Raw genomic sequence first — 20,295 nt, 5'->3', positions numbered from 1 at the left:
CAGAAGCTTTAATGATACAAGAAAAAATAAACAGCTATCATTTTTTTAGTAATTAAGTAAAATAGAGTGAAAGATTGCGAGGAAGTTTTGAAAAATAAGATAAAAAAGATAGTAATTTCAGGAAAGGAAGTGTGGCCAATCATCGAGGGCGGCAAAGGCATTGCAGTTAGTGATGGAAGATCAAGCGGAGCATTTGCTGCAGCAGATGCTGTGGGTACATTTTCTGGTGCAAATGCTAAGCTTATTGATGATAATGGCGAGTTAGTGCCACTAATTTATAAAGGCAAAACAAGAAATGAAAAGCATAGTGAATTGATTGAGTATAGTATTGAAGCTGGAATTAGTCAGGCAAGAATAGCAAATGAAATATCAAAAGGTCATGGAAGAATACACATGAATGTACTTTGGGAGATGGGAGCAGCAGAACGCGTGCTTCATGGCATATTAGAAGGAGCGAAAGGTTTGATTCATGGTATTACCTGCGGTGCTGGTATGCCTTATAGGCTTGGAGAAATTGCAGCTAAATATCAGGTTTATTATTACCCTATTATCTCATCGGTGCGTGCTTTTAAAGCATTATGGAAGCGTGCTTACCAAAGAATATCTTCCTATTTGCTTGGTGGAGTAGTGTATGAAGATCCATGGCTTGCTGGAGGACACAATGGACTGAGTAACAGTGAAGACCCAGAGCTACCACAGGCTCCATTTGAAAGAGTTGCAGAGTTTAGATCTTTCATGAACGAGATCGGTCTTTCAGAAACACCAATTGTTATGGCAGGAGGAGTGTGGCATTTGAAAGATTGGGAACATTGGTTTGACAATCTGCAAATTGGACCAATAGCTTTTCAGTTTGGCACTCGTCCACTTTTGACGAAAGAAAGCCCAATTTCTGCAGAGTGGAAAAAGAAGCTACTCACTTTAGAAGAAGGTGATGTATTTTTAAATAAATTCAGTCCAACAGGGTTTTACTCATCTGCAGTAAAAAATAACTTCATACGTGAGTTGCAGGAACGGAATTCACGTCAAATAAAGTTTTCAGAAAATGCTAGCGAAGAATTTAATAATGAATTTGCAATGGGTAGCAGAGGTAGAAAGATCTACCTTACTGCAAAAGACAAAGAACTGGCAAATACATGGACTAAAGCAGGGTATACAGAAGCAATGAAAACTCCAGATACAACTGTTATTTTTGTGACGCCAGGCAGGTTTGCAGAGATAAGACAAGATCAAATCAATTGTATGGGATGCTTAAGTCATTGTTTGTTTAGCAATTGGAAAGATCATGGTGACCATTCAACAGGACGAAAGCCAGATCCGCGTAGTTTTTGCATACAAAAAACACTGCAAAACGTTATACACGATGGTGATATTGAGAACGAACTCATGTTTTCCGGGCACAATGTGTACAAATTTAAGCAAGATCCATTTTATGAGAATGGCTACGTACCGGCAGTAAAAGAACTGGTGGAAAGGATATTGACTGGGTATTGAGTCAGTGACCTTACCCAGAAAAAGTGGAGAGAAAGTTTGGAATGTTTTTTACAAAAAGAATGATGCATCAAATTGTTCTGGAATGCAATAGTTAATAGTGACGTTGTTTGTTATAAAAAATTTCTATGTATTCAAATATTGCAGTTCTAGTTTGTTGAGCAGGGTGTTGTGAAGTATCAATAAGTATTTCTCTTTTCAATGAGCTAAAGAAGCTTTCTGCAACAGAATTGTCGTAACAACAGCCTTTATAACTCATCTATGTTTTTTATGGATAAGAGATATTGATAACCTTGCGAAGTATATTGTGAACCTTGATCACTATGTAATAGTAGATTTTTGGCAGGTTTACGCTTGTTAACGGCCATTAATAAAGAGTCCATAACCAATTGTTTATTTATTGAACTGCTCATTAACTACCATGCGTGAATATAGATCGATTATTGTTGCCAAATATAGCCATCCTTCTTTGGTTTTTATATAAGTAATCCCATACTTTATTTGGTTGATCGACAATAAAGTTTTGGTCTAATATATTGGGAGCTACTGTCCGTTTGTTGTTTCTTAATTTTAAATTTTCTTCTCAATATAGCCTGAATACCATTTTTCTGCATAATACTTTGCACTGTTTTTAAGTTGCAACTTTTACCCAAAGCCTTCAATTCAGCATGAATTTTAGGAGCTCCATATCTACATTTAGAAACTTGATATATTTTTTGAATAGCTGCGAGTAGCTCTTTATTTGCTGATTCTCTACTGCTTATTTTTCTTGTGGTCCACTTATAGTAGCCACTAGCAGAAAATCCTACATAATCCCTGTACTTTATAGCAGTTACTATATAAAAAAATATTTTACTCTTTTTGACTGGCCAGGGCTTTTTTTTAAATGTCTCTTTCCCTTGTTACTCTTGCTAACTCTCTTTGTAAATCAAACCTCTCTTTGTCGTAAGGAGCCATGTTACCTCTACCTGGAAATGCATCTGCTGCCGACTTTTTTTCGTTGTGTTTCTTTATCCATTTTCCTAATAAACCACCCTTTATTCCTAAATCCTTTGCTATTTTTGTAATTGTTTGACCTGCCTTTCTTTGTTCATTTGCCAGCTTAACAGCTTCCAATTTGAATTCTGCCGTATATTCTCTTGCCATTTCTAATCCTCCAAAATTTTATTTTACCCGAAAAAACTCCTTTCTTTCTCTCCACTTTTTCTGGGTAAGGTCAGTTTACTGGCCTCTCCATGAGTGAGATTGAAAAATTAAGTGGAAATCTGTGAACGGTTACCTTGGATGACAGAAAAGAGTGTTGGAAGGAGGCAATATTAAAAACTTAATTTCAGTCCAGCCAAGAACACATAACCAGAGTTGTTATTTTCTATTTTAGACTCTTTTGTACTAAACTTTACAATATCGAAATAGTATGAAGTACCTAAAAAAAGAGAATTTTCAAGGCTTAAAGCATATGATGTTAACTCGTTTGTACCTTCGCCTGCAATATCCCTACCACTACTAAAATATGTTAAGCTTGATTTGTAAGAATCAGAATGGTAAGCGATACCTGCATTCATATAATACGTATTATTTATTTCAGGATTACGCTTCTCACCAGATTTACCACCATTACCATACGAAAAAATGCAATCAAGATCGAACAATTTTAGCTTCAAACCAAAATTCCAGTGTAGTAATTGATTGCGGCATTCATAATTTTTAGAAGTCCCATCTGAGCAATCAGTTAAATTTTCTCTTGCAAATTCACCAGTTAAGGCAGTAGTAAAACCTATATCATCTGATAAGCTGTTTTTATAGGAAAGGCCAGCAGCAATTAAATTGCTGTACTGTAAGTTATTTTTTCCTGGAACATAACTGAATCCGAGTTGAAAGTTATAGATTTCAGGGGAGATGTAGTTAATTGATGATTGTTTTAACCCTAGTTCGAGTTCATTATAATCGCTATAAATATTGGGCTTGACCCAGAACACCTTGTCTTGATCATATCCAGGGTCACCATCTTTTTTATGATCACCGCGCAAATTTGCATAGTTTGTCCAATGACCATTTACTCCTCCAGCAGCTGCATAAATTTTTGAAGTGTTAATTAACATGCTCTGACCAACTAAACTTCTTTTACCATATTCAATTGATCCAAGTTCCTGGTTTTTTATGATAAAATACCATTCCTCCATGTCTAACTTTTCTATGTCTAACGCTTTTAGGTTTGCAATACCAGAAACCCCTGCCTTAACATTAACCCCCATTTGAGTATTTGGATAAACTTGCTGTAAATAAAGAAAGCGCAAGTATGAATAACTTGAAGTTTTATCCTTAGGCTTAGCATTGAAAGAATCTCTGTTGAAGGCGTAGCCGAATCTCAAATCTATTTTTCCGTCTAGTTCTGCATAAAATATTTCCTTATCCAAAATTGTTTTAGAGCTAGCACTATTCTGCAAAAACAATGATGAAAGCAGTGCTACCAGGTAGTACTTTAACTTCATAAATAAACTTAAATCTTTATAAAAATTTAAGTTTAAACTCAATATAAATAAAAAACAACTTTTCAGAAGGCACCGCTGGTAGATTTTGCTGCCTGTTTTTGAGCTATATTCCCATAAATTATTGATACACTTGGTAATTTTCGCTTTAATAACTGCTTATTAATGGCAGAATGTATACGATTAATTATTTTAGATGTACTTTTTACATCGCAGTTAATCAAAACAAAAAGCACTTTATTCTCATCAATATACCCTAGAAAATCATCACTACGGCAATTTTTATAAAAATGTTCTATGATAACTTTCAGTGCATTATTTGTCTCACTACAGCTACTATTTAAGCCAATCACTCCTATAGCTGCATTAATTTGATGTTGAAAGGCAAAATTTAATATAACGTATAACTCTAGAATAGTGGACTCATTGCCCGGTATATCGAATAAGTCATGGTTTTTATATTTTTTACCCATTAGATATTTATCTCTAAAGATTCCTAGTTTATGGGACAAACTGATATCACGTATTAATAGCTCATAATTTATTTTATTACTGGCAAATTGTGCAGTGCGGAAAACTTTTACTTTTGTCCTGATATCTTCTCCTTTAGCATCAGTTAAGGAAAAATCTATCACTTTAGGTAATATATCAAGTAAATCGTGCCCATTTTCGGTATACTCTAAATAATTCTTCATGTCGTCAGCTGCTCTTGCACTTAAAATATTGATTAACGGCTTATTAAGTAAATTCCCTTCCTCGTATTTTAACAAATTCCTTGCGGCTTGATTGAGCCCTAAAATTAACACGTTTTTTTTCTTATTATCCTGACAAACAGATACCACAGCATCATCTTTTCTTCTTGCAGTTATGAAATCATCCATACTTTCATTCTATACAGCGTATTTATAAGTATAATAAGATTATATTAAGATTTACTTACTTATTGATATGCTTAATTAGGTATAGACAAAATGTCATACGGGATGGCTTTGTTGTAGAAGAATCAAGATTACTGTTTATAGACTTCAAGTTACTGCAAAAAATATTTTAAAACATAGTGATATCTTGACTTTACCTAGTTAATATTCCAAATTATAAAAAAACAGATAGTTCTATGACGACAAGTCTATTACAAGGCAAAAAGGGATTAATAACCGGAATAATAAATAAGAGATCAATAGCATACGGTATAGCAAAAACTCTCTCAGAGCACGGAGCAGAACTTGCAATCACCTACCAGAATGAAATAATAAAAGAAAAACTATCACCAATAGCAGATGAATTAAATGTGGAGCTAATATTACACTGTGATGTTTCAAATGAAAAAATTATAGATAACGCTTTTAAAATAATAGAGAAAAAATGGGGTACCCTTGACCTTTTGGTGCATGCAATAGCGTTTTCCGATAAAAATGAGTTAAATGGCAAATATGTCAATACTTCACTGGATAACTTCCTCAATGCAATGCATATATCGTGCTATTCTTTTACTGCTTTAGCGCAAAGGGCTGAAAAAATGATGTCAAATGGTGGTAGTTTACTTACTTTATCTTATTATGGCGCTGAAAAAGTTATGCCAAATTATAACGTTATGGGTTTATGTAAAGCAGCACTTGAAGCAAGTGTAAAATATATAGCATGTGATCTTGGACCACAAAATATCAGAGTAAATGCCATTTCCGCTGGTCCAATCAGAACTTTAGCATCTTCTGGAATAAGCGATTTTCACTCCATATCAGAATGGAATAGAAATAATTCTCCGCTCAGACGCAATGTTACAATAGAGGATGTTGGCAAGGCAGCGTTATACTTATTAAGCGACTTAAGTAGTGGCACTACTGGAGAAATTTTGCACGTTGATTCAGGATATAACGTTGTGGGAATGAAGGTAGTTGACTAACAAAGCACTAGTTCCTTCGGGTTCATACACAACTCTATCAGGAGTTTTGTGACTGTGATTGCAGAAAACATCGAACATAAAATTCCTATTGATAGAGTGACAGAAAAGCCTCTTATTGCTCCACTGCCAATAATGAACATTATTCCTGCAGCAATTAATGTAGTGATATTTGAATCCTGTATTGTCTTTATAGCGTTTTTAAACCCTTCTTCAATAGCACGTTCCACTCTCTTGCCAGATTTGATTTCCTCACGAATTCGCTCAAATATTAAAACATTTGCATCCACCGCCATACCGACAGTGAGTGCAATACCGGCAATTCCAGGTAAAGTTAGAGTTGCTTCAAGCAGAGTGAGAATTGATAATATAAGAACTACATTAGAAAAAAGTGCAACAGAGGCCAATACACCTAATTTGCCGTAAGTGATGATTATAAATAAAGCCACGGCTATAATAGAGATTGTTGCTGCCATTTCCCCTGCCTTTATTGATTCTTCTCCAAGACTTGGGCCAATGTTTTTTTCTTCAATTATTTTAAGTGGTGCTGGCAGTGCTCCAGATTTTAAAAGTATTGCAAGTTCGCTTGCTTGTTTTTCAGTGAAATTACCGCTAATTTCTCCCTCTCCATTTAAAATTGGCTCACGTATTGTAGGTACTGTTAAGACTGTGTTATCCAGAACAATTGCAAAAGGTTTTCCCACATTTTCTTTAGTGATTTTTGCGAATCTTTTACTCGCTATGCTGTCAAATTTAAAATGCACTGTTGGTTTACCTAAGTGACCAAATCTAACTGATGCGTTAACCAGCGAATCACCACCTATTTCAGTTTTGCGGAATATTGGATAAGAATTACCTAAAGAATCCTTGAGCATGACAGTGGTTTCATGGTCTATATCCTGCACCTTGGCTATGTTAGTGTTTGCCAAATGAAAAGCTAGCTTAGCAGTTTTGCCAAGCAGAGATTTTATCTGCTTGGTATCTTCTACTCCAGGCACCTGCACTAATATTTTATTCTGCCCTTGTTTTTGAACGCTGACTTCCTTTGTGCCAAGTTTGTCCAAACGGCGCTGGACATTGTTTATTGATTCTGCAGCTACTTCACTGATCAAAGAATTTTTATAATGGGGTTTATACGAAATGAGAATTGAAGAATCTTTTCTATTTAGCTCTAAATTTGGATTTATCGCATTAATCAACACAGATGCTTTTTTATAATCATCAATATTATTTAAAGTTATAACGCTATTTTGTACGTTAGATTCAATATTTTTTGTTAGCAATGTCTCTTTTATTTCGTTAGCTAGCATGCTTAGCTTTTCCTTAAAATAGAAGTCTAAGTCTATGTTTAAAAGCAAAGATGCCCCTCCTTTCAGGTCAAGGCCTAAGTTTATTCTTTTTTTCGAAATAAAAAGCTTATTATCAAAGAAATTTGGCAGTGTTATGTATAAAGCAAATAAACAGATGCATAATACTGAAAAAGATTTGACTATAAGTCTGTTATACATAAGTTGTAGGTTTAAAATTGTAATAATTGATTGTAAGTTAAAAATAGATTTTTGTAAAATTCTCTATTTGACCTTACCCAGAAAAAGTAGAGAGAAAGTTAAGACGTTTTTATCATGAGAACAAATTGTGCAGGAATGCAATAGTTAATAGTAGAATGTCTACGTTATTTGTTATAAAAGATTTCTATGTATTCAAATATGGTAGTTCTGGTTTGTTGAGCGAGAAGTATCAATAAGCAGCTCCCTTTTAAGTGAACTTTTCTGCAACAGAGTTATCGTAACAACAGCCCTTATGGCTCATGCTGGAAATGATGTTTTTTGTATTCAATAGAAATTGGTAATTTTGAGAGGTATACTGTGACCCTTGATCGCTATGTAACAGCAGATTTTTATCGGGTTTGCGTTTATCAACGGCCATCAATAAAGAATCTATAACTAATTATCATGTTACTCATTAACCACCATGCGTGAATATAGGTCAATTATTGCCGCCAACAACCTTCTTTAGTTTTTATGTAGGTAATCCCAAACTTTATTTGGCTGATCAGTAGTAAAATTTTGATCCAATGTGTTCGGAGCCACAACTCGGTTGCTTATTTGCTGTTTTTTATTTTTGAACCTTCGTCTAAACTTGGCTTTAATGCCATTTTCTTGCATAACACTTTGTACTGTTTTAATTTTTGCCTAAAGCTTTTAATTCAGCGTGAATTTTAGGGGCTCCATATCTGCATTTAGAAGCTTGATTATTTTTTGAATATCTGCTAGAAGCCCTTCTTTTGCTAATTCTTTACTGCTTTTTTCCTTAGCAACCAATACCACCAGTACAAAACCCTACATAGTTCCTGTGTTTTATAGCAATTTCTATATAAAAGAATACTTTACTCTTTTTCTTTGCCCAGGGCTTTTTTTAAGATGTCTCTTTCTCTTATTAGCTCTTTTTTTAGATCAAATCTTTCTTTGTCATAAGGAGCCTTTGCCTGGAAATGCGTATGCTCCAGACATTTTTCCATCATATTTTCTTACTTAACATACTGCCATCTATACCTAGATCTTTTGCTATTTTTGTACTTGCTTGACCTGTTTCTTTAACCAGCTTAACAGCTTCTAATTTGAATTCTGCTGTATATTCTCTTCTATTTGTCATATTTTGAAAAAACGTTTTATTTTACTCCAAAAACGTTTTAACTTTCTCTCTACTTTTTCTGGACTACTCCGAATCGGTTGACAAATTGGACGTTTGATAAGCATAATTTGGAGCTTCTTGTGTAATGACTATATCATGAGCGTGACTCTCTCTTAATCCTGATGCAGTAATAGTAACAAATTTACAATTTTTTTTCATCTCTTCTATATTCCTATTACCAGTATACCCCATTGCAGCTTGCAATCCGCCAATCAATTGATGGATTACTCCTGAAGCTGGACCTTTGAATGGAACTCTTCCTTCCACTCCTTGTGGAACTAATTTGAGTTTTGAATCTTTATCTTGAAAATAACGGCTAGCTGAACCTCGTTTCATTGCACTAATAGATCCCATTCCTCGATAGCCTTTATATGCTCTGCCCTTATACATAATAATCTCACCTGGGCTTTCGTCAGTGCCAGCAAAAATCGAACCAATCATCACAGAGTCAGCACCAGCTGCAATAGCTTTTGCAACATCTCCTGAGTATTTTACCCCACCATCAGCAATTAGTCTGACGTTTCTTGCTCTACACGCCTCTGCAACATTCTTGATTGCAGAGAATTGTGGCACACCAACACCTGTAACTATTCTGGTTGTACAGATTGATCCTGGTCCTATTCCAACCTTCACTGCATCAACACCCGCATCAATCAACGCTTCAGCAGCCTCCTTTGTTGCAATGTTTCCGCCAATTAATTGCGTATTAGGATACATCTTTTTTATTTCCCTAATGGTATTGATAACGTTTTCGGAATGACCGTGAGCAGTATCCACAACAACTACATCAACTTCTTCTCCGATCAAAGCTTCACATCTGTCTATACCATCTTTTTTACCAGTGCCAATTGCAGCGGCAACTCTGAGACGCCCTTTACTGTCTTTACATGAATTTGGGTATCTATTGTATTTTTCAATGTCTTTAACCGTAATTAAACCTATACAACAAGAATTTTCATCTACGACCAAAAGCTTTTCTATTCTATTTTCATGCAACAATTTCATTGCTGAGGCACTATTCACTCCCTGCTCCCGCACTGTCACTAACTTATCTTTTGTCATCACTTCGGAAACTTTTACATTCATGTTCTGGTCTTCAATAAATCTCACATCTCGGTTAGTTAAAATTCCAACTAACTTGCGTTGATCGACTACAGGAATGCCAGAATAATTGTGCTCTCTCATTAATGAAATTGCTTCCGCAACTGTTTTATCCGGTGAAATCGTAATTGGGTTATACACGATCCAACTTTCATATTTTTTCACCCTTCTCACTTCTAAAACTTGTTCATCTATTGATAAATTCTTATGTATGCAACCTATCCCTCCATGTTGGGCAATAGCTATTGCAAAGCCCGATTCAGTAACAGTATCCATTGCAGAGGATATGAGAGGGATATTTAGTTCTATACTATTTGTTAAATAAGTTTTTGTATCTGCATCGCAAGGCAATATATTAGAATAGGCTGGCAAAAGAAGTATATCGTCAAACGAATAACAAGCTTCCATTTTTTTCATAGGCTTTATTTAAAGCTTATACGCCAATTAATTAAATTGCAATAGGCAAAATTAGCTAGGAGCCTTTAATTGTATAGCTCTAACTGTTTTTAGGAGATAGAAGAGCTATATGGTTGCTAATACATTTTATTGCAAAATAAGCATTCTACATTATTTGCCAGCAAACAAAACTGCTCAATAGTTAAGTTTTCTGGACGCTGGTTTCCGCTCAATTTAGCGTTTTCAAGGACAGTTTCAGCGTGGTTCGTTATATTTTGCAAGCTATTTCTCAGCATCTTTCTTCTTTGAGAAAAAACGACACGTGTTAATCTTGTTAAGGTTTCCAAATTTACTGCAAACTTTGGGGTAGGCAAAGGATTTACTGTAATTACTGAAGAATGTATTTTTGGTCTTGGAAAAAACTCTTTAGGTTCAATATCAAATTCCTTTTTTATATCACATAGCAACTGGCTTAGCACTGATAAGGAACCATAATCTTTAGAATTGGGTCTTGCCGTAATGCGATCTGCTACCTCTTTTTGAAACATTAATGTCAAGTTCGTAAAAAATTTTATATTATTTAACCACTTTAAAAATAACACTACCGAGATATTGTAAGGCAAGTTAGCAATAACTTTAACTGGGCGCTCTATCAGCTCTTCTTCTGTAACATGCAGTGCATCCGCTTCTATAATTCTATACTTTCCTTGATGCTCATTTAGCAGTTGGTCATGGTGTTTTACTAAATCTCTATCTTTTTCTATAGAAAGTAGAGACTTTGGATTATGCACCAATATTTCTCTTGTTAATGCACCATATCCAGGACCAATTTCAATGACATTAAAATTTTCCAGACTACCAGCTAAAGCGACGATTTTTTTTGTTATCTCACTCGATAAAATAAAATTTTGCCCTAGACTCTTTTTTGGCTTCAGTAAAAATTTTTTCATATTATTTTCATTATACAGTATTTTAAAAATTAGTTGACTAAAATTCATTGATAATTGTATATTATTAATGTGTTTAACGCCGGCTTAGCTCAATTGGTAGAGCAACTGACTTGTAATCAGTAGGTTGTCAGTTCAAGTCCGACAGCCGGCACTCTCGCCCATATAAGTAAAGTTGATGTCCTTTTTAATAGTAGCAAATTGGAAAATGAATGGAATGCGTTCTTCATTTGTTGACTTTATAGGCAAACTTAACAACAAGAGCAACGAAATTACCTCTAAGCTAGTGATTTGCCCTCCTTTTACATCATTGCCAGATAGTATAGAGCTAAGCAATAATATTAGTATAGGAGCACAGAATTGCCATCAGAAAAAGTCCGGTTCTTACACAGGTGAAATTAGCGCAGAAATGTTAAAAGAACTAGGGTGTACTTACGTAATACTTGGGCATTCTGAAAGGGCTAATGAAAAAGATAGTGAAATAAAACTTAAGTCGGAAATAGCAATAGAATCAGGCTTACACCCAATTATCTGTGTAGGTGAAAATTCAGAAGATTATAAGAATGAAAAAACAAAAGAAGTAATAGAATATCAATGTAAAAACCGTTTGCCAACACATGGTAAATATACCGTAGTATATGAGCCAATATGGGCAATAGGTACAGGTCATATGCCAAATAATGATGCAATTACTGAGGTGATAGAGGTAATAAAATTGTGTACTGGTAAAAAACACATTATATATGGTGGTTCAGTTAGTTCAGAAAATATAGAAAATTTGTTAAATATTTCAAATTTATCAGGAGTTTTAATTGGCAGTGCAAGCTTAGATTTCGATCACTTTTATAAAATTATACAACAAGTTGAAAAAAAGTTTTCTCTTATCAATTCTAAAATCAGCAACTAAGAATCCTATGATAAATGTCATCATTCCAGTGTCAAGCATATATCTGTACGAACATCTAGTATAGCTAAAGTAATCTAGAAAATTAACGATATTTTATTCCCCGGTGAACGCTCTATTTTGTTTTCCAACTCTAGTTCCAAAAGAGCCATTAGAGCTATGTTGGTAGAAAGTCCGCTTGCTAATATAAGTTCATCTATATCAACAGGTACAGAGTTAATATGATCAACTATAACAGATTTTGCCTGTTGTAATTTTTCTTGTTTTTGGTTAACAAAATGGTGCTCAACATCAAATAGGTTTTTTTGCTGCGGAGGTAAACTAAACCTAATACTCTCTATTATGTCATCAGCGGATTCGATAAGCTTAGCACCGTTTTTAATTAAATAATTACTACCACTACAGCGTGAATCTAAAGGGAAACCAGAAACTGCAAACACCTCTCTCCCTTGATTTAAAGCAAAATCTGCTGTTATTAGAGAGCCAGAACGTTTCGATGCTTCAATCACTGCAACACCTAGCGATAGGCCAGATATAATTCGATTCCTTTGAGGAAAATACTGAGGCTTTGGTTTAGTAGCAAATGGAAGCTCAGTAATTACCAACCCACCATTCCCAGTGATTTTTTTGTATAGATCAAAATTCTCTTTTGGATACACCACATCAATTCCGCTTGCTGTAACAGCAATAGTGGGGTGATTTTTGTATATTACACTGTTTGCTGCAGTATCAATTCCTCTTGCAAGTCCAGAAATGATAACAAAACCAGCTTCACTTAAATCAAGTGCCAACTTATTGGCAAAATTTCTTCCATTCATTGAAGAGTTACGCCCACCGATTATTGCAATTATCTCACGGCTTAATAATGATATATCACCAAGCGCAGTTATTACAGGAGGACAACTAGGGATATTTCTTAAAAGATCAGGGTAATCTGGGTCACATGCGGGTATAATTTTAGCTCCAATTCTTTCTGCATTATTGATTTCTTCTCGTGCATCTTGAATGCCATACACCTTATTATTAGCCACCCTATTGAGATATTTCAACACCTCATCTAGCGATCCATGTGTTCTTAGTATACTAAAAAACTTTATTGGTCCTATAGTTCTAGCCAAGCTTAACCATACTTCTAATTCTTTGTTGTTCAATTTATTTATCTTCATAAAAGACTTGAATTTCTTATCAATTTAGTGTACCCAAGATAATACAAATATACAGTGTTTTATGACGCATTTTGTTACAGATAAATGCATAAAATGTAAATATACGGACTGTGTGGAAGTATGTCCCGTTGACTGCTTCTATGAAGGTAAAAACATGCTCGTGATTAACCCAGATGAATGTATTGATTGCGGAGTGTGCATACCTGAGTGTCCGGTGGATGCAATTGTAACTGATGATTCCATAAAAGATATTTTAGAACTAGATGAAGAGTTGCTGAGCAGCGAACAAAAAACTTTCAAGTCATTTTACAACATAAACGTAGAATACTCACAAAAATGGCCAAATATCACAGCTAAAAAACAACCTCTCTATACTGCAGAAGAGTATAAGGAAAAAAAGGATAAAACAACTTATTTTGATGAAAATTTAGAATAATGCTACTGAAGGAAAAGAAACTTTTTGTATTTCAGGGTTGTTGTTTTTGGTTGCTGAAAATAGTTGCGTTATCTAAGTTGTTATGCTGATAAATTAGTATCGATTAACTTAAGGATTAAGGAAAAAGGCTTATTGACTTTTGAAATATTTGATTATAAAATTAGCTATTAGCATCAAATCTTGGGGGTAAGTTGTGAGTATAAATAAAAGAGAAACCATTAAAAAGATTGAAGGGTTACTTTTTCAAGTGAATGGTGATCTTGAAAAAACATGTGATCTATTATCAACAGTAGAGTTAACCGAAGATGATATTAAAATATTGCTGAAAGAGATGATAAAAGAGTATCATAGCTTATCTGAAAAGATTTCTTATAGTTGTGGAATTACTGCAGGCGGTGCACAAGATGCCAACGCAAACAGCTTCAACGAAGTTTTTAAGCTAGGTTCACAAGAGTTAGCATTAGCAATGATGTCAGATTTCAGAAAGTCTTATGATCAAGAATTATTTAAGAAATATAAAAAAGAAGAAATGTCTTATCCTGAAGGAGAAGGAATACAATTTATTAGAGAATTGAGAGTTTTAAGTAGAATACTTACTATATCTTTAATAAGGAAACTTGATGAAGTTTACAAGTTTACTCCAGAAGAAATTGAGCGTTTGAAGGAATATATATTAGCTAGCAACTATGATACAAACAAAAGTCTTTCTGATATAGACAAATATATGCATGCACTATCTGCCTTAATTAGAAACCCCTCACTTGATACAAAAAAGATATTTGAGCTAAATAATCGAATGATAATACACACTACAGCCTTAATTGATTTAGTAACTAGTGGAGTAGTGAAAAAAGAAGAAGCAAAAGAACAATCTGCTGAGGATTTAGAAAAGCTTATCTGTGAACAGTATAAAGGTGCAGCAAACACGCCACTACCGTTGCCGAGCACGCTATTTGAAGTGGATAAAAAAAGTGCTTGAAGAAAGTAAGAAGGTCTTATAGTTAGCCAAAGTAGGTATTTAATAAGCTTAATGTAACCATTATATATGCTATATAGTAAAACATAGAATGCTTATGGTTCCAACTATAGCAATTTTAAGTGGTGGGTTTTCTTGTGAGAGAGAAATATCGCTTATGAGCGGAAAAGCAGTAAAGAAGGCGCTCGATAGCCTTTCATATAATGCAATAGAAATAGATGTTGACAGCAATATTGCTGAAAAGCTTAAAAAAATTAATCCGGGCCTTGCTTTTATCGCTCTGCATGGACCTTATGGTGAAGATGGCTGCATTCAAGGTTTATTGGAAATCTTAGGTATAAAATATACACACTCAGGAGTTATGGCTTCTGCCGTTGCTATAAATAAAGTGATGTCAAAGCATATATTTCGATCCCTTAATATCGACACTCCAAAAGGTTATGTAATTAGCCGAGAAGATGTACTAAAAAATAATATTAAAATCGATTATCCGTACGTCTTAAAACCAATTAATGAAGGTTCAAGTATTGGAGTGTACATAATTTTCTCGCACGAGGATTACTTAGAACTGAAAGATAATAGTTCTACTATAATGGAAAAGATGATCGTAGAAGAATACATACCGGGCATAGAGTTACATACTGCTGTATTGCTGGATGAAGCAATTGGCACTATAGAAGTACGACCAAAAAATAAATTCTATGATTATGAAGCAAAGTATACAGATGGATTTGCAGAACATATATTTCCTGCTAAAATTCCTGACAATATATATAAAATGACCTTGGAACACGCACTGAAAATACATCAATTTTTAGGATGCAAAACTATTTCCCGCTCAGATTTCCGTTATAATCCCAAAAATAACACTTTAAAAATGCTTGAGATTAATACACATCCTGGCTTTACTGAGTTATCGTTAGTGCCAGAAATTGCAAAATTGGCAAAAGGAATCAATTTTAATGAATTAGTTAAAATTATTATTGAAGATAGTTTGCAGCACAAAAATATTAGGGATTTAAGTCATGTTGAGCAGTATTACTAGAAGCCAAAGGAGTTTTTTGCGCAAGTGTGCCTTGGTTATTATCACAGCACTTTTTCTTACGCTAATACTCTACAGCTCACTTGATAAAATAATAAATCGATTTAATTACTACTTTACTTGGTATAATGACTGCCTATCTAGTTTATTACTCAGTAGTGGATTTTCAATCGACGAAGTAGTCGTGAGCGGCAATAAATTTACAAACAAAAAGGATATTCTAAGTTTGACAGATAGAACGCAACCTATCCTGTATATATCACTTTCAAAACTTGCCGGTAACATACAATCCGTAAGCAGATGGATAAAACACGTAAGAGTTCACAGAATTTTGCCCAATACTCTACACATTAATATAGATGAGCATAAACCGTTTGCTCTCTGGAAAGATAATAACAAAACCTCGGTAATTGATTTTGAAGGTAAAGTGATCGTAGATGACTATCTAGTAGATGATCTTGTTGTAATTACAGGACAAAACTCATTATCAAACCTAGAATTTGTTAAAGATGTGTTAGAGAGTAAAACTCAATTAAGTGACCACATTTCTTCTTTTGCTTATATAGGGAATAGAAGATGGAATATCATACTTGATAACGATTCCACAGTAAAACTGCCTGAAGATAACCCTTATAGTGCATGGGACTATTTAAACCACTTGCAAAATACAACTGATTTTACTTTCAGCAATTGGAGTATAATTGATATGCGTATTACTGATAAAATCTTTGTGAAGAGGTGATCTGCTGTAATCCAAGTAGCCCCTTTTCCTGTCATCCCAGTGCCCAGACACTGGAATCCCGCCGCGAACCGTCATACCGCGATTCATTCGCGGTATCTCTTAACATAGATCCCTTATTTAACCGCCATACCTTAACATAGATCCCGCTAACACGTAGCGGGATGACGGTTGTCGTTTAGCTATAAATATTTAAGAAATTTACCAAACGAAAAAAAAGGCAAAAGAAGCCCCGTGGTTGGCTAATTACTTACATTATACTTTCAAGTATGGCGTTTTTTTATTCTAAACGCTTAATAACCGCGATTTAGCTGCTTTTTAATGCAACTAACCTTTAGTCATAAATGTTTAAGAAATTTACTAAACAGAAAAAAAGGCAAAAGAAACCCTAGGGTAGCTAGTTATTCACTATCCATTTTTTAAGTTGGCGTTTTTTTATGTTTTAAATGCTTTATAAGCGCATTTTAGCTTATATTAGGTAAAAACCTAGAAATTTTATAAAGACATAAGGTGCACATAGTGCAAAAAATTAAACATGAGACGCCAGATACGTGAGTTTTTTTGTCATTTAATCTGTACAGAGAAGATAAATAAATAGCTTCAGTTTCATGATAAGGGGGCTGGTGAGGTTTGTCAAGGAATTTTTATGCAAGAGATCTATTGAAATGCCCCTGTAAAATTATACTATTAATTAGTACACTATAAATTTAAAATTATAGATATGTTAAGCAGATTGGTAATTTTGCTATTAGTTTTTATACTTCCTTTTTCTTCATACTCATACCAGTTTAGAACCAAAGCAAAGCAAGCAGTAGTCTTAGATTTAGCTTCAGACTCATTCATTTTTGACCATAATTCTGATGAAAAAATGGCCCCATCTTCAATGAGCAAGCTAATGACTTTATATATAGCCTTCGATTATCTAAAAGCTGGAATAATACACATGGAGGATAAATTTCGAGTAAGTAGAAAAGCGTGGGAAAGGAGAGGCTCTTCTATGTTTTTGAAAGAAGGTCAATCCGTTACGGTGAGGGAATTACTTGAAGGAATTACAATAGTCTCAGGCAATGATGCCTGCATAACACTAGCCGAGGGCATTGCAGGATCAGAAGAGAATTTTGTGGCTGAAATGAATGAAGTTGCACAAAATTTGAATCTGAATGACAGTCATTTTGTCAACTCAAGCGGGTGGCCAGATGAAGATCATTTTATGAACGCAAAAGACTTGGTAATGCTGGCAAAAAGGATTTTCACCGATTTTCCTGAATATTATGATTTATTTTCCGAACAATATTTGACATATAATGAAATTGTACAAAAGAATAAAAATCTTCTACTTTTTCACGATATTGGGGTTGATGGCTTAAAAACCGGTTATACAAATGCTGGTGGTTACGGCATTGTAGCATCTGCAAAACGAAATGATAGGAGAATTTTTGCTGTCGTAAATGGTTTAAACACTGAGAAAGAGCGAATAGAAGAAGCAAAAAGATTGATACAATACTCCTTAAATCATTTTAACACTAAGAAAATATTCGTTAAAGACAGCGTAGTTGAGGAAGTAAATGTTCTCTATGGAAAAGATAGAAAAGTGCCTATTACAGTTGCAAACGATGTTACCATAACTTACAACCGCAAATTGCATGACCAAATTAAGGTGCGTATTGAATATAAAGATATGATACCTGCACCCATTAAAAAAGGTCAAGAAGTGGGCAAAGTTTTTGTAGAAATACCAGGTATTGAGCAACAAACTACACCACTTTATGCAGCAAATGACGTGCAGGAATTGAATTTCGTAGAAAAGTTTTTTAGGATGTTGTTTTAAGTTTGATATTAAAGCAATTCCGAAAGAGAGATCTATTGCACTTTAGTGTAGTTTTAACTAACAATTTCTGTTACAATACAAGATTGAAATGTTACGAAAATGTGCTGGTTGTATTTGTTGCTGTCTAGTATCCTAGAGATACTGTGGGCTGTAACGCTAAAGTTTAGTAACAGTTTTACTAAAGTTGTGCCTTCGATTGCAACATTGGTAATTATGATCATTAGCATTTACTTTTTATCTCTTGCAGCATGCTTTCTACCTATTAGGGTATGCTATGCAGTTTCCTCTGGAATATGCACAATTGGAATAACTATAATTGGTGCAACCACTTTCACAGAGAATATTAATTTATCTCAAGTTTTATGTATCGTTTTAATTGTAATAGGAAGCATAGGGCTAAAGCTCTCTATTTAAACCTAAAAATTTATGCATGAATTGGATATATTTACTCTTATCGTCACTAATTGAAGTGTTCTGGGTCATAACACTTAAGCATAGTTATGGATTTACTCATCTCGTACCATCAATAATGAGCATACTCTCCATGGCTCTTAGTACATATTTACTTTCGCTCGCTACACGTTCTATACCTATCGGAGTATGCTATGCAATTTGGACTGGAGTGGGCGCTATAGGAGCTTCGATACTTGGAGTTTACCTATTTGATGAACCAGTTAATTTATTCGAAGTAATATGCTTGATTTTAGTTACATTCGGGATTATAGGATTAAAATTGTTTGATACTGCAAAACAAACTGTTGATAAAATGGAATAAAAGATCCCACTGGGATGAAAGAAGCAGATACTCCATATTGTCATGCAAATTGGAATCCAGACTTTTTTCTATATAGCATGGTGAAGACGGGAAACCGTAACCGTTCACACAATGGCGTCAACTTAAGGAAAAATGTCAGAGATTGTGTATAAAATTTCTCTCCAAATTTTTTATCATTAAATTATCCAAAGAGTGCAAGGGACAGCACTTTTGTTTCTGTTTTATTTCAACAAAGAAGTCTAAAATGTGTCCTTTTTAGGTGAAATATGCAAAAAGGAAAAAACCTTATTCTACAAATTAAAAATATAATATACTCGAAAACTTTTCAGAAAATCCATTGTGTTGAGTTTTACACGAACAAGAAAACTTCCTTTTTCGACAGTATTTTCTATGATTTTAAAGTTAGTTAAAAAAAGTTTGGGAATAGAATGTGAACTTATGGAGCCATTGACATGTACCCTCAAAGCAAGCTTTTTCTAAAGCAAGATATAAGATTTGCCATACAGGCTTTCAAGAATCTAAGCATCCAAACAGCCTATCAGGATGAACCTGAGTTGGAGAGGCTATAGACTTATTGCAGCAGATGGTTCTGGTATGAGATTACCCAGCTCTGGGGAAATTGTATCCGAGTTTGAACCAAATGGAACAACAGGCACCATTGGCAATTTGTTTGTTGATTTGTGTACTTCATTGATTTGCAGTGCTCGTCTTGCAGCTTGGAATATAGGTGAACAAACGTTGGCGGCAGAGCAATTACCCGAAGTTATCACTCAAATGCGTTTATTAAATCAAGAGAAATTATTATTTATCTATGATCGTCTTCAGTAAAATTCATTCAGCAGCATTATAATTTGGAAGTAGATTTTATTTTTCGCTTGCAAAAAAGAAATTATAGTAAGCTATGGGAACGCTGGCGAATTAGATTTTGATTTTATATTAGAAAATGAAAAGCTAAAAAATAAAATGAAAGGACAGAAAGTAAGAGTTATAGTGCTGACATTAGCCAACTGAGAAACAGAGTTTTTGACCGAGACTTTGGAGCAAAGCTTATGTGTTAAGGTGGCACATAGAGAAGTGCTATAAACGACTCAAAGTAGGAGCAGAGTTAGAGAATTTTTCTGGAGAGGCTGTATTACAAGAATTTTGGGCAAACTTGGTCATGTGCAATATATTATCGCTTCATATATGTGATGCACAAGGGCCTTGGAACCCAGATCAAATTACTGAGTATCGTTTAAATTTTTCAGTTTTATTTAGTGTAATGAGACAGAAACTCTATCAGGTACTTATTGCGCCAAAAAACTTTCAAGCCCTTTTTAAGTATACGCGCTAAAGTTAAAATCCGACCGGGACAGCCGCAATAAAGTAGATAAGCCTAAACGCCATCATGTCTTTAGGAGAGTTTGCTAATGAAAGTTCTTAA

The 20,295-nt window shown here is 34.4% G+C and carries 24 protein-coding genes, 1 tRNA gene and 1 pseudogene; 13 read left to right on the top strand and 13 right to left on the bottom strand.

Annotated elements, in window-relative coordinates:
* The first annotated feature begins 87 nt into the window (after positions 1-87).
* Complete coding sequence (locus AAGD76_RS00250) at positions 88-1,491, top strand: NAD(P)H-dependent flavin oxidoreductase (protein WP_341820151.1); 1,404 nt, start codon at positions 88-90, stop codon at positions 1,489-1,491.
* Positions 1,492-1,582: 91 nt separating this feature from the next.
* Here the strand turns inward: AAGD76_RS00250 and AAGD76_RS00245 are convergent, their stop codons facing one another.
* The 6 genes from AAGD76_RS00245 to AAGD76_RS00225 all read right to left on the bottom strand — a co-directional run bounded on the left by AAGD76_RS00245 (position 1,583) and on the right by AAGD76_RS00225 (position 4,855).
* Positions 1,583-1,747, bottom strand: coding sequence for an IS3 family transposase (locus AAGD76_RS00245; protein WP_341820150.1), 165 nt, complete (start codon positions 1,745-1,747; stop codon positions 1,583-1,585).
* Complete coding sequence (locus tag AAGD76_RS00240; protein WP_156768648.1) at positions 1,737-1,901, bottom strand: DDE-type integrase/transposase/recombinase; 165 nt, start codon at positions 1,899-1,901, stop codon at positions 1,737-1,739. Before AAGD76_RS00240 ends, AAGD76_RS00245 begins: the two co-directional genes overlap by 11 nt.
* An 84-nt stretch (positions 1,902-1,985) precedes the next feature.
* Positions 1,986-2,201, bottom strand: coding sequence for an IS3 family transposase (locus tag AAGD76_RS06380; RefSeq protein WP_353286574.1), 216 nt, complete (start codon positions 2,199-2,201; stop codon positions 1,986-1,988).
* A gap of 169 nt (positions 2,202-2,370) precedes the next feature.
* A complete protein-coding gene (locus AAGD76_RS00235; RefSeq protein ID WP_010082386.1) occupies positions 2,371-2,634 on the bottom strand; it encodes a transposase in 264 nt (87 codons plus the stop codon).
* A gap of 170 nt (positions 2,635-2,804) precedes the next feature.
* The gene (locus tag AAGD76_RS00230; protein ID WP_341820149.1) at positions 2,805-3,977 is read right to left on the bottom strand and encodes a porin; all 1,173 of its coding nucleotides are present in this window, start codon (positions 3,975-3,977) and stop codon (positions 2,805-2,807) included.
* A gap of 62 nt (positions 3,978-4,039) precedes the next feature.
* A complete protein-coding gene (locus AAGD76_RS00225; protein ID WP_213863080.1) occupies positions 4,040-4,855 on the bottom strand; it encodes a hypothetical protein in 816 nt (271 codons plus the stop codon).
* A 233-nt stretch (positions 4,856-5,088) separates the two neighbouring features.
* On the opposite strand from AAGD76_RS00225, the gene AAGD76_RS00220 reads away from it, so the two are divergent.
* Complete coding sequence (locus tag AAGD76_RS00220; protein WP_341820148.1) at positions 5,089-5,874, top strand: enoyl-ACP reductase; 786 nt, start codon at positions 5,089-5,091, stop codon at positions 5,872-5,874.
* Here the strand turns inward: AAGD76_RS00220 and secD are convergent.
* Complete coding sequence (gene secD / locus AAGD76_RS00215; RefSeq protein ID WP_341820147.1) at positions 5,871-7,229, bottom strand: protein translocase subunit SecD; 1,359 nt, start codon at positions 7,227-7,229, stop codon at positions 5,871-5,873. The two genes, AAGD76_RS00220 and secD, sit on opposite strands and share 4 nt — an antisense overlap.
* On the opposite strand from secD, the gene AAGD76_RS00210 reads away from it, so the two are divergent.
* Positions 7,216-7,497, top strand: a complete 282-nt coding sequence (locus AAGD76_RS00210; RefSeq protein ID WP_039964338.1) for a hypothetical protein — start codon at positions 7,216-7,218, stop codon at positions 7,495-7,497. The genes secD and AAGD76_RS00210 overlap by 14 nt on opposite strands.
* 129 nt (positions 7,498-7,626) lie before the next feature.
* On the opposite strand, the gene AAGD76_RS06375 is transcribed toward AAGD76_RS00210, so the two are convergent.
* The 5 genes from AAGD76_RS06375 to rsmA form a co-directional block, all read right to left on the bottom strand.
* On the bottom strand, positions 7,627-7,812 hold the full coding sequence (locus AAGD76_RS06375; protein ID WP_338062968.1) for a DDE-type integrase/transposase/recombinase: 186 nt from the start codon (positions 7,810-7,812) through the stop codon (positions 7,627-7,629).
* Between the two features lie 445 nt (positions 7,813-8,257).
* Complete coding sequence (locus AAGD76_RS00205) at positions 8,258-8,392, bottom strand: hypothetical protein (RefSeq protein ID WP_007548509.1); 135 nt, start codon at positions 8,390-8,392, stop codon at positions 8,258-8,260.
* Entirely contained in the window at positions 8,389-8,523 is a 135-nt protein-coding gene (locus tag AAGD76_RS00200) for an IS3 family transposase (protein ID WP_007548354.1), read from the bottom strand. Before AAGD76_RS00200 ends, AAGD76_RS00205 begins: the two co-directional genes overlap by 4 nt.
* Positions 8,524-8,586: 63 nt before the next feature.
* Positions 8,587-10,080 (bottom strand): IMP dehydrogenase, encoded by a 1,494-nt coding sequence (guaB, locus tag AAGD76_RS00195; RefSeq protein WP_065095043.1) that lies wholly within the window; start codon positions 10,078-10,080, stop codon positions 8,587-8,589.
* A 116-nt stretch (positions 10,081-10,196) separates the two neighbouring features.
* Positions 10,197-11,009: a 16S rRNA (adenine(1518)-N(6)/adenine(1519)-N(6))-dimethyltransferase RsmA gene (rsmA, locus tag AAGD76_RS00190; RefSeq protein WP_209472716.1), complete on the bottom strand. Its 813-nt coding sequence runs from the start codon at positions 11,007-11,009 to the stop codon at positions 10,197-10,199.
* A gap of 78 nt (positions 11,010-11,087) precedes the next feature.
* On the opposite strand from rsmA, the gene AAGD76_RS00185 reads away from it, so the two are divergent.
* A tRNA-Thr gene (locus tag AAGD76_RS00185) sits at positions 11,088-11,160 on the top strand.
* Between the two features lie 24 nt (positions 11,161-11,184).
* Complete coding sequence (locus AAGD76_RS00180; protein WP_341820146.1) at positions 11,185-11,913, top strand: triosephosphate isomerase; 729 nt, start codon at positions 11,185-11,187, stop codon at positions 11,911-11,913.
* Between the two features lie 74 nt (positions 11,914-11,987).
* Here AAGD76_RS00180 and dprA read toward each other — a convergent pair whose 3' ends face one another.
* The gene (gene dprA / locus AAGD76_RS00175; protein WP_341820145.1) at positions 11,988-13,076 is read right to left on the bottom strand and encodes a DNA-processing protein DprA; all 1,089 of its coding nucleotides are present in this window, start codon (positions 13,074-13,076) and stop codon (positions 11,988-11,990) included.
* A gap of 61 nt (positions 13,077-13,137) precedes the next feature.
* On the opposite strand from dprA, the gene AAGD76_RS00170 reads away from it, so the two are divergent.
* From AAGD76_RS00170 to AAGD76_RS00135, 8 genes and pseudogenes are all read left to right on the top strand, one after another.
* Entirely contained in the window at positions 13,138-13,512 is a 375-nt protein-coding gene (locus AAGD76_RS00170) for a ferredoxin family protein (RefSeq protein ID WP_063630600.1), read from the top strand.
* 193 nt (positions 13,513-13,705) lie between these two features.
* A complete protein-coding gene (locus tag AAGD76_RS00165) occupies positions 13,706-14,491 on the top strand; it encodes a hypothetical protein (RefSeq protein ID WP_264705763.1) in 786 nt (261 codons plus the stop codon).
* An 88-nt stretch (positions 14,492-14,579) separates the two neighbouring features.
* A complete protein-coding gene (locus AAGD76_RS00160; protein ID WP_341820142.1) occupies positions 14,580-15,533 on the top strand; it encodes a D-alanine--D-alanine ligase in 954 nt (317 codons plus the stop codon).
* Positions 15,514-16,272: a cell division protein FtsQ/DivIB gene (locus AAGD76_RS00155; RefSeq protein WP_264373875.1), complete on the top strand. Its 759-nt coding sequence runs from the start codon at positions 15,514-15,516 to the stop codon at positions 16,270-16,272. The genes AAGD76_RS00160 and AAGD76_RS00155 overlap by 20 nt, the downstream gene beginning before the upstream one ends.
* A 718-nt stretch (positions 16,273-16,990) precedes the next feature.
* Complete coding sequence (locus AAGD76_RS00150; RefSeq protein WP_010082605.1) at positions 16,991-18,097, top strand: D-alanyl-D-alanine carboxypeptidase family protein; 1,107 nt, start codon at positions 16,991-16,993, stop codon at positions 18,095-18,097.
* 99 nt (positions 18,098-18,196) lie between these two features.
* Positions 18,197-18,511 carry a DMT family transporter gene (locus tag AAGD76_RS00145; protein ID WP_010082606.1) on the top strand — a complete coding sequence of 105 codons (315 nt, stop codon included), beginning with the start codon at positions 18,197-18,199 and terminating at the stop codon, positions 18,509-18,511.
* A gap of 16 nt (positions 18,512-18,527) precedes the next feature.
* On the top strand, positions 18,528-18,872 hold the full coding sequence (locus tag AAGD76_RS00140; protein WP_341820141.1) for a multidrug efflux SMR transporter: 345 nt from the start codon (positions 18,528-18,530) through the stop codon (positions 18,870-18,872).
* Between the two features lie 266 nt (positions 18,873-19,138).
* Positions 19,139-20,282 (top strand): annotated as a pseudogene (locus AAGD76_RS00135) (transposase).
* Positions 20,283-20,295: the final 13 nt, after the last annotated feature.

This window comes from Wolbachia endosymbiont (group A) of Cydia strobilella, assembly GCF_964026745.1.
Lineage (GTDB): Bacteria > Pseudomonadota > Alphaproteobacteria > Rickettsiales > Anaplasmataceae > Wolbachia > Wolbachia pipientis.
This window is presented reverse-complemented; position numbering and strand designations above follow the sequence as displayed.

What these genes read in the sequence shown, in the direction of transcription:
- AAGD76_RS00180 (WP_341820146.1), top strand. Translation starts at nt 11,185, where the DNA reads ATGTCCTTTTTAATAGTAGCAAATTGGAAAATGAATGGAATGCGTTCT.
- AAGD76_RS00170 (WP_063630600.1), top strand. Translation starts at nt 13,138, where the DNA reads ATGACGCATTTTGTTACAGATAAATGCATAAAATGTAAATATACGGAC.
- AAGD76_RS00230 (WP_341820149.1), bottom strand. Translation starts at nt 3,977, where the DNA reads ATGAAGTTAAAGTACTACCTGGTAGCACTGCTTTCATCATTGTTTTTG.
- AAGD76_RS00200 (WP_007548354.1), bottom strand. Translation starts at nt 8,523, where the DNA reads ATGACAAATAGAAGAGAATATACAGCAGAATTCAAATTAGAAGCTGTT.
- AAGD76_RS00145 (WP_010082606.1), top strand. Translation starts at nt 18,197, where the DNA reads ATGTGCTGGTTGTATTTGTTGCTGTCTAGTATCCTAGAGATACTGTGG.
- AAGD76_RS00235 (WP_010082386.1), bottom strand. Translation starts at nt 2,634, where the DNA reads ATGGCAAGAGAATATACGGCAGAATTCAAATTGGAAGCTGTTAAGCTG.
- AAGD76_RS00220 (WP_341820148.1), top strand. Translation starts at nt 5,089, where the DNA reads ATGACGACAAGTCTATTACAAGGCAAAAAGGGATTAATAACCGGAATA.
- AAGD76_RS00240 (WP_156768648.1), bottom strand. Translation starts at nt 1,901, where the DNA reads ATGAGCAGTTCAATAAATAAACAATTGGTTATGGACTCTTTATTAATG.
- AAGD76_RS00205 (WP_007548509.1), bottom strand. Translation starts at nt 8,392, where the DNA reads ATGATGGAAAAATGTCTGGAGCATACGCATTTCCAGGCAAAGGCTCCT.
- AAGD76_RS00210 (WP_039964338.1), top strand. Translation starts at nt 7,216, where the DNA reads ATGTTTAAAAGCAAAGATGCCCCTCCTTTCAGGTCAAGGCCTAAGTTT.
- AAGD76_RS00160 (WP_341820142.1), top strand. Translation starts at nt 14,580, where the DNA reads ATGCTTATGGTTCCAACTATAGCAATTTTAAGTGGTGGGTTTTCTTGT.
- AAGD76_RS00155 (WP_264373875.1), top strand. Translation starts at nt 15,514, where the DNA reads ATGTTGAGCAGTATTACTAGAAGCCAAAGGAGTTTTTTGCGCAAGTGT.
- guaB (WP_065095043.1), bottom strand. Translation starts at nt 10,080, where the DNA reads ATGAAAAAAATGGAAGCTTGTTATTCGTTTGACGATATACTTCTTTTG.
- AAGD76_RS00245 (WP_341820150.1), bottom strand. Translation starts at nt 1,747, where the DNA reads ATGAGTTATAAAGGCTGTTGTTACGACAATTCTGTTGCAGAAAGCTTC.
- dprA (WP_341820145.1), bottom strand. Translation starts at nt 13,076, where the DNA reads ATGAAGATAAATAAATTGAACAACAAAGAATTAGAAGTATGGTTAAGC.
- rsmA (WP_209472716.1), bottom strand. Translation starts at nt 11,009, where the DNA reads ATGAAAAAATTTTTACTGAAGCCAAAAAAGAGTCTAGGGCAAAATTTT.
- AAGD76_RS00225 (WP_213863080.1), bottom strand. Translation starts at nt 4,855, where the DNA reads ATGGATGATTTCATAACTGCAAGAAGAAAAGATGATGCTGTGGTATCT.
- AAGD76_RS00140 (WP_341820141.1), top strand. Translation starts at nt 18,528, where the DNA reads ATGAATTGGATATATTTACTCTTATCGTCACTAATTGAAGTGTTCTGG.
- AAGD76_RS00150 (WP_010082605.1), top strand. Translation starts at nt 16,991, where the DNA reads ATGTTAAGCAGATTGGTAATTTTGCTATTAGTTTTTATACTTCCTTTT.